4 protein-coding genes are annotated in these 7,347 nt (G+C 73.2%); all 4 read left to right on the plus strand.

Going from position 1 to position 7,347, the window contains the following annotated elements; genetic code table 11:
• The first annotated feature begins 205 nt into the window (after positions 1–205).
• The 4 genes from ACFU7Z_RS32775 (at position 206) to ACFU7Z_RS32790 (ending at position 7,293) form a co-directional block, all read left to right on the plus strand.
• Complete coding sequence (locus ACFU7Z_RS32775; protein WP_380781521.1) at positions 206–1,816, plus strand: trypsin-like serine protease; 1,611 nt, start codon at positions 206–208, stop codon at positions 1,814–1,816.
• A 101-nt stretch (positions 1,817–1,917) separates the two neighbouring features.
• Positions 1,918–3,489 carry a trypsin-like serine protease gene (locus tag ACFU7Z_RS32780; RefSeq protein ID WP_380781523.1) on the plus strand — a complete coding sequence of 524 codons (1,572 nt, stop codon included), beginning with the start codon at positions 1,918–1,920 and terminating at the stop codon, positions 3,487–3,489.
• Between the two features lie 92 nt (positions 3,490–3,581).
• Complete coding sequence (locus tag ACFU7Z_RS32785; RefSeq protein ID WP_380781526.1) at positions 3,582–5,324, plus strand: trypsin-like serine protease; 1,743 nt, start codon at positions 3,582–3,584, stop codon at positions 5,322–5,324.
• A 127-nt stretch (positions 5,325–5,451) separates the two neighbouring features.
• Complete coding sequence (locus ACFU7Z_RS32790) at positions 5,452–7,293, plus strand: trypsin-like serine protease (protein ID WP_380781528.1); 1,842 nt, start codon at positions 5,452–5,454, stop codon at positions 7,291–7,293.
• Positions 7,294–7,347: the final 54 nt, after the last annotated feature.

Consider the following 7,347-nt stretch of genomic DNA (forward strand, 5'->3'; position numbering starts at 1 on the left):
GCCATCCAGACCTCCGGCGGCCGCGCCGTCCGGGCCGGCCTCACCGACGGCACCACCCAGCAGACCCTCGAGGTCCCCAAGGACGGCTTCCAGCCGGTCGGCAAGGGCAGCAACGGCAACGCGACCAGCCTCCTCGAACTGACCGTCACCGGCTGACGGCCACCGCCCGCATCCACCTCCCACCTCTCACCTCCGGGAATCCCCTATGCCTCGCAACTCCTCGACCCGCAACCTGCGGGCGGGTGTGCTGGTCGCGGCCGCCGCCGCCGGCACGCTGAGCACCGTCTCTCCGGCGGGTGCCGTGGTCGGCGACGCGGCCGCCAACGACACCTACACCGCCACCACCCGTCTGGTGGTCGGCGACAACCTGCGGGCCTGCACCGGCGCGCTGGTGGACCGCTACTGGGTGCTCACCGCGGCCTCCTGCTTCTCCGACGACCCGGCGCAGCCGCAGGCCCTGGCCGCCGGTGCGCCGAAGTGGAAGACGACCGTGACGGTCGGCGGCAAGTCGGCCGAGGTGGCCGAGCTGGTGCCGCGTCAGGACCGTGACCTCGTCATGGCCCGTCTCGCCACGCCCGTGGACGGCATAGCCCCGCTGCCGCTGGCGACCGCTGCCCCGACGGCCGGGCAGAGCCTGCGCGTTCCCGGTTTCGGCCGGACCAAGGACGAGTGGGTGCCGAACAAGCTCCACGCCGGCACGTTCACCCTCGACACCGTGAGCGCGACGGGCATCGGCACCACCGGCACCGGCGGCGCCGCGATCTGCAAGGGCGACACCGGCGCCCCCGCCATCCGCGAGGTCAACGGCAAGGCCGAGCTGGTGGCCGTGGCCTCCCGCTCGTGGCAGGGCGGTTGCCTGGGCACCCCGGCCACCGAGACCCGGACCGGCGCGTTCAGCTCCCGGGTCGACGACATCGGCGGCTGGGTGCAGGAGGTGCGGTTCCGTACGACGGAGGTGACGGCCGGCCTGCACGTGCAGGTCATCGGGTCGGACACCAAGCTGTGGGACACCGTGGCCGACTACAAGGCCGGCAGCTGGCTCGGCAAGTGGTCGCCCGTCCCGAGCGGTGCCCTCTCCGCCGTGGACTCGGTGGCGATCGGCGACACCGTGCACGTCTTCGTCGTCGGTTCGGACGGCAAGGTCTACACGCGTGACGGCAAGGTCGGTGGCTACTGGACCCCGTGGGCCGAGGTCCCGGGCGGTGCGGTCGGGGTCAAGGGCATCACCGCGTCCGCCCGCGGCAACACCGTCGGCCTGCAGATCATCGGTGTCGACGGCTCCCTGTACAGCACCCGGGGCGACTACACCGCCGGCCGGTGGGTCGGCTCCTGGGAGCTGGTCAGCGTCAACAACCTGAAGGCGATCACCAGCGCGACCACCGCCGACGGCGTCGGCCACGTCTTCGTCATCAACGAGGACGGCAAGGTCTACACCCGCGACAACCGGCCCGACGGCAGCTGGACCCCGTGGGCCGAGGTCCCGGGCGGTGCGGTCGACGTCAAGGGCATCACCGCCGCCGCCCGCGGCAACATCGTCGACCTGCAGATCATCGGCTCCGACGGCTCGCTCTTCAGCACCAACGGCAACTTCGACCTCGGCCGCTGGGACCCCGTCTGGACCAAGATCAGCGACAACCACCTGAAGGCGATCACCAGCAGCGCCGAGGGCAACGTCATCCACGTCGTCGCCATCAACGAGGACGACAAGGTCTACAACCGCGACGCCGACTACAACGCCGGCCGGTGGACCCCGTGGGGCGAGGTCCCCGGCGGCGCCACCGGCGTCAGGGCGATCACGGCCGCCACCACCGGCTGACCCCGACCCGCACCGCACCGCGTCCCGCCGGACCGGCCGCCGTCCGGTCGCCCGTCCGGCGGGGCGCCACCTTCTCGTCACTCCTCAGGGGGGAATTCCTGATGTCCCGTAAGTCCCAGTTCCGTTCCCGTCGGGCGGGTGTGCTGGTCGCGGCCGCCGCCGCCGGCACGCTGAGCGCCGTCTCTCCGGCGGGTGCCGTGGTCGGCCCCGAGGCTGCCGACAACACCTACACCGCCACCGCCCGTCTGACGATCGGCGACAACCTGCGCGCCTGCACCGGCGCGCTGGTCGACCGCAGCTGGGTGCTCACCGCCGCCTCCTGCTTCTCCGACGACCCGGCTCAGCCGCAGGCCCTGGCGGCCGGCAAGCCGAAGTGGAAGACCACCGTCACGCTCGGCGCCAAGTCGGCCGAGGTGGCCGAGCTGGTGCCGCGCGCCGACCGTGACCTCGTCATGGCCCGTCTCGCCACGCCCGTGGACGGCATCGCCCCGCTCGCGGTCGCCACCGCCGCCCCGACCGCCGGGCAGAGCCTGCGCGTCGCCGGCTTCGGCCGGACCAAGGACGAGTGGGTGCCGTCCAAGCTCCACACCGGCGCGTTCACCCTCGACACCGTGAGCGCGACCGCGATCGGCATCACCGGTACCGGCGGCGCCTCGATCTGCAAGGGCGACACCGGTGCCCCGGCGATCCGCGAGGTCAACGGCAAGGCCGAGCTGGTGGCCGTGGCCTCCCGCTCGTGGCAGGGCGGCTGCCTGGGCACCCCGGCCACCGAGACCCGGACCGGCGCGTTCAGCTCCCGGGTCGACGACCTCGCCGGCTGGGTGAACCAGGTGCGGGTCTCCCGTCCGGCCAGCCGGCTGTTCGCGGTCGGCGGCGACAGCCAGATCTGGGCCAACGAGGGCGCGTACACCACGAACGTGTGGGGCACCTTCGAGGCCGTACCGAACAGCGGCGGCGTCCGGCAGGTCAGCGCCGTCACGATGGGCGACAAGGTGCGCCTGTTCGGCATCGGCAGCGACCAGCGGATCCGGACCACCACCAGGGACGCCTCCGGCGCCTGGTCGCCGTTCGAGGTCGTGCCGGGCAACAGCGGCATCCGGCAGGTGACCGCCGTCGCCATGGGCGACAAGGTGCGCCTGTTCGCCATCGGCGGCGACGAGCGCATCTACGGTGCGGACGGCGACTACGCGGCCGGCACCTGGAGCGCGTTCTCGCCGCTGCCCAGCAGCGCCATCAAGCAGGTGACCGCCACCGTCGTCGGCAACACCGTGCGCCTGTTCGCGATCGGTGGCGACGGCCGGATCTGGACCAGCACCGGCGACTACACCGCCGGCACGTGGAGCACCTTCGAGGCGATCCCCAGCAGCGGCATCCAGCACATCGCCGCCACCACGATCGGCAACACCGTGCGGGTGTTCGCGGTCGGTGCCGACAGCCAGATCTGGACCACCGACAGCACCGGCAACGGCCCCTGGACCACCTTCGAGAAGGTGCCCGACGTCCTCGGTGTCAAGCAGGTCGCCGCCACCACCATCGGCGACACCATCCGCCTGTTCGCGATCGGCACCGACGCCAAGATCTGGACCGCCGACAAGAAGGCCGACGGCAGCTGGACCACCTTCTACGAGGTCGCCAGCAGCGCCATCCAGGGCATCGCCGCCACCACCGGCTGACCCGGGTCCCGTACCCGTGCCCCGCGGGGGCCGTCGGCGCGAGACCGACCGCCCCCGCGGGCTCCCACCCACCGACCCGAAGGGGAGTCCCCATGTCCCGCAAGTCCCAGCTCCGCCCGCGGCGGGCGGGTGTGCTGGCAGCCGTCGCGGCCGCTGCCGCCGGCGCGCTGACGACCTTCGCCCCGGCCGGCGCCGTCTCCGGCGGCGCCGCGGCCGACACCACCTCCGCCACCACCGCGCGGATCGTCATCGGCGACAGCCTGCGCGGCTGCACCGGCGCGCTGATCGACCAGTACTGGGTGCTCACCGCCGCCTCCTGCTTCTCCGACGACCCGGCGCAGCCGCAGGCCCTGGCGGCCGGCAAGCCGAAGTGGAACACCACCGCCACCGTCGGTGCCACGTCGGCCCAGGTGGTCGAGCTGGTGCCGCGCGCCGACCGCGACCTGGTGATGGCCCGTCTGGCCGTGCCGGTCGACGGTGTGACGCCGCTGGAGGTGGGCACCTCGGCGCCGACGGCCGGGCAGTCGCTGCGTGTTCCCGGTTTCGGCCGGACCAAGGACGAGTGGGTGCCGGCCAAGCCGCACACCGGCGCGTTCTCGCTCGACACGGTGAGCGCGACGGGCGTCGGCATCACGGGGACGGGCGGTGCGGCGGTCTGCAAGGGCGACACCGGCGCCCCCGCCATCCGTGAGGTCAACGGCAAGGCCGAGCTGGTGGCCGTGGCCTCCCGCTCCTGGCAGGGCGGCTGCCTGGGCACCCCGGCCGCCGAGACCCGCACCGGCGCGTACGCGACCCGGGTCGACGACCTCGGCGTGTGGATCACCAACGTCCGCCACTCGACCCCGTCGGGGACGAAGGTCACCGGCTCGCCGTTCACCGTCGTCGACCCGGCCACCGGGCACCCGCTGACCTTCGTCCAGGACAGCAAGAACCACCTGTGGTCGGTCGACCCGCAGAACGAGGGCTGGACCGACCTGGGCGGCTTCGCGGCCGCCCGCCCCACCGCGATCGCCAACCCGGCCGACAACCACGTGATCGTGTACGTCAACGGGCCGGACAACAAGCTCTGGTCCTACGACCGCACCACCGGCAAGTGGACCGACTTCATCCCCACCCCCGCCGGGACGGTGCTGGCCCCCGACGCCGTGCCGCGCACGGTCGTCGACCCGGCCACCGGCCACCTGGTCACCTTCGTCCGCGACACCGCCCACCACCTGTGGTCCGTCGACCCGCAGGGCGAGGGCTGGTACGACTTCGGCGGCCTGGCCGCCACCGACCCGGTGCCGGTCGTCAACCCGAACGACGGCCACATCGTGGTGTACGTCAACGGGCCGAACAACCGGCTGAACTCCATCGACCGCCGGGGCGCCGGCCGGGTCGAGTTCATCCCGCCAGCCCTGGCCCCCGACGCGGTCCCCTCGACCGTGGTCGACCCGGCCACCGGGCACTTCACCACCTTCGTCCGCGACGCCGCCAACCACCTGTGGTCCGTCGACCCGTACGGCCCGGGCTGGCGCGACTGGGGCGTGATGGCCGCCACCGACCCGGTCGCGATCGCCGACACGGCCGGCAACCGGACCGTGGTGTACGTCAACGGGCCGAACAACCGGCTGAACGCGCTGGACTTCGCCACCGGGAAGTGGACCGAGTTCGCGCTCACCCCGTCGGGCACCGCGCTGGCCGCCGACGCCGTCCCGCAGACCGTCGTCGACCCGGTCAGCAAGCACCTGGTCACCTACGTCAGGGACGTCAACAGCACGCTCTGGTCCGTCGACCCGCAGGGCCAGGGCGGCCCGCTCTGGGTCCGCTTCCACGGCGGCCCCTCCGCCCCCTGACCCGCGGCAGGCCCGCTGCGGCCACCGGTCGAACGCGCCACCGGCACCCCGCGCACCCGCGGGGTGCCGTCCTCCCCGAACGATCCGAACGATCCGACGAACCGCGAACGCTCCCTGGAGATCCCTCATGCCCCGCAAGTCCCAGGTCCGCTCCCGGCGGGCCGGCGTACTCGCCGCTGCCGCTGCCGCCGGCACGCTGTGCAGCATCGTCCCGGCCGGCGCCGTGGTCGGCGACGCGCCCGCCGACGGCTCCTACGCCTACACCGTCCGCCTGGCGATCGGCGACAACGTGCGCGTCTGCACCGGCGCCCTGGTGGACCGCTACTGGGTGGCCACGGCCGCCTCGTGCTTCTCCGACGACCCGGCGCAGCCGCAGGCACTGGCCGCCGGTGCGCCGAAGTGGAAGACCACCGCCACCGTCGGGCGCACCGACCTGGCCACGGGCGCCGGTGTCGTGACGGACGTGGTGGAGCTGGCGCCGCGTCAGGACCGCGACCTGGTCCTGGCCCGCCTGGCCGTCCCCGTCACCGGCGTCGCCCCGCTCGCGGTCGCCACCACCGCCCCGACCGCCGGCCAGACCCTGCGGGTGCCCGGGTACGGGCGCACCAAGACCGAGTGGCTCCCGAACCGGCTCCACTCCGGCGCGTTCAGCCTCGACACGGTGAGCGCGACGGGCGTCGGCATCACGGGGACGGGCGGCGCGGCGGTCTGCAAGGGCGACACCGGTGCCCCCGCCGTCCGCGAGGTCAACGGCAAGGCCGAGCTGGTCGCCGTCGCCTCCCGCTCGTGGCAGGGCGGCTGCCTGGGCGTGCCCGCCACCGAGACCCGTACCGGCGCGTACAGCACCCGGGTCGACGACCTCGGCGCGTGGATCAACCAGGTCCGCGACGGCTGGTGGGACACCGTCACCGCCAACCCGGCCGCCCGCAGCTCGGTCTACGACCCGGTCCGGAAGACCACCACGGTCTTCGCCGTCGACAGCGACCGCCACGTGGTGTCCGCCTCCAGCGCGGACGGCACGACCTGGAGCGACTGGACGCGGGTCGGCGGCGACTGGCAGTTCGCGAGCGTCCCCACCGCCGTGTTCAACCCCGCCACCGGTGCCATCGAGCTGTTCGCCATCGGCACCGACGGCGTGCTCAGCCAGACCTACTGGCTGCCGGACGGCAAGGGCTGGATCGAGTGGTACTACCAGCCCACCGACAAGAGGTTCACCGGCAGCCCCACCGCCGTCTACAACCCGGCGACGAAGACCGCGGAGGTCTTCGCCACCCAGACCAACGGGGCCGTCGCGCACTCCTACTACACCGTGGGCACGGCGGGGTGGAGCGGCTGGTACGACATCAAGGCCAACAAGGAGTTCACGGGCAGCCCGAGCGCCCTGTACAACCCCTCCACCGGTGCCATCGAGCTGTTCGCGGTCAACACCGACGGCGTGCTGAAGCAGAGCTACTGGCTGCCGGGCCAGGACTGGAACCCCTGGTACGCCCAGGACGACAACGTGAGGTTCACCGGCAGCCCCACGTCCGCCTACAACCCGGTCACCAAGGTCGTGGAGGTCTTCGCCACCCGGACCAGCGGGGCCGTCGCGCACGCCTACTACACCCCGGGCATGACGAAGTGGAGCGGCTGGTACGAGGTCCCCGGCCGCGGGTTCGCGGGCTCGCCGACCGCCGTCTTCGACCCCGCCACCGGCGGCTTCGCGCTGTTCGCGGTCGACGGCAACGGCGTCCTCGCCCGCGCCGCGTGGCAGCCCGACGGCAAGCCGTGGAGCGACTGGACCAACGTCGGGGACTGGCGGTTCACCACCGGTCGCTTCCCGACCGCGACGTTCAACGCGGCGGCCGGCACCCTGGACCTCTTCGCCACCGGCCAGAACGGCGCCTTCAACCACGCCTCGTACCAGCCGGGGAAGAGCGGGTGGAGCGGCTGGAGCACGCTCCCCGGCAAGACCATGGTCACCGGCTGACGAAGCGTCCGCGGGCCGTTCACGGACCGGGCCCGGTCGCCCTCCCGCCTGAGC

The sequence above is a fragment of the Kitasatospora sp. NPDC057518 genome (assembly GCF_042802075.1).
Taxonomy (GTDB): Bacteria; Actinomycetota; Actinomycetes; order Streptomycetales; family Streptomycetaceae; genus Kitasatospora.